This is a genomic window from Oleiphilus sp. HI0086, assembly GCF_001635225.1.
On the sequence record NZ_LWFZ01001381.1, the window covers coordinates 1 to 811 of the forward strand.

Consider the following 811-nt stretch of genomic DNA (forward strand, 5'->3'; position numbering starts at 1 on the left):
GTTTGATTAAAGGCATTTTTTCTTCCGATTCGTACCAGAATATTACCTGGCATAATGGTAGGCGGTTTTACCGCCTTGATACTGATTAACAATCAAAAGGTTTAGAAGTATGTCCCTGATACTAGGTATAGATCCCGGCTCACGAGTAACCGGCTACGGGCTTATTTCGAAGGATAGGGGGCGTTTATCTTATGTTGCAAGTGGTTGTATTCGTACCGGGGATGGAGCATTTTCCGACCGTCTGTTAGTTATATTTCAAGCCGTTGGACAGCTCATTCAGCAGTATCAACCGGATCAATTTGCAATCGAAGAGGTTTTTATGGCCAAGAACCCTTCTTCAGCGCTTAAGCTTGGTCAGGCACGTGGCGTAGCCATTGTTGCAGCCGCGAATTCAGGGCTCGAAGTTAACGAGTATTCGGCTAGAAAGGTCAAGCAAGCGGTTGTTGGTAAGGGGGGGGCAGATAAGTCTCAAGTCCAGTTAATGGTTATGCACCTGTTAAAGCTTGAAAGCTCACCTCAAGCAGACGCAGCAGATGCTTTGGCAATAGCAATTTGCCATGCGAATAGTGAGAAGCTGTTGCTGCAAGTTTCTGGTGTTAGTCAAAGTCGCGGTGGTCGTATGCGGTAGTTATTGACTGATTTGCTTAAGGCGACAAAATGGGAAATCAATAGTAAATAAGGTAGATAATTTAGATGATTGGTAAATTGCTAGGAATAGTCGAAGAGAAGGGTGCCCAGAGTGTTTTATTAAATGTGTCGGGCATATGTTATGAAGTCGAGGTACCAATTTCTACGTCTTTTTCTTTGCCTG

General features: G+C 44.1%; 2 protein-coding genes. Both read left to right on the forward strand.

The features are described from left to right. The first annotated feature begins 109 nt into the window (after positions 1-109). Positions 110-628 carry a crossover junction endodeoxyribonuclease RuvC gene (gene ruvC, locus A3756_RS23635; protein WP_068511032.1) on the forward strand — a complete coding sequence of 173 codons (519 nt, stop codon included), beginning with the start codon at positions 110-112 and terminating at the stop codon, positions 626-628. Between the two features lie 65 nt (positions 629-693). After that, on the forward strand, positions 694-811 hold a 118-nt coding region (locus tag A3756_RS29370), incomplete at its 3' end, for an OB-fold domain-containing protein (RefSeq protein WP_368664620.1).

What these genes read in the sequence shown, in the direction of transcription:
- ruvC (WP_068511032.1), top strand. Translation starts at nt 110, where the DNA reads ATGTCCCTGATACTAGGTATAGATCCCGGCTCACGAGTAACCGGCTAC.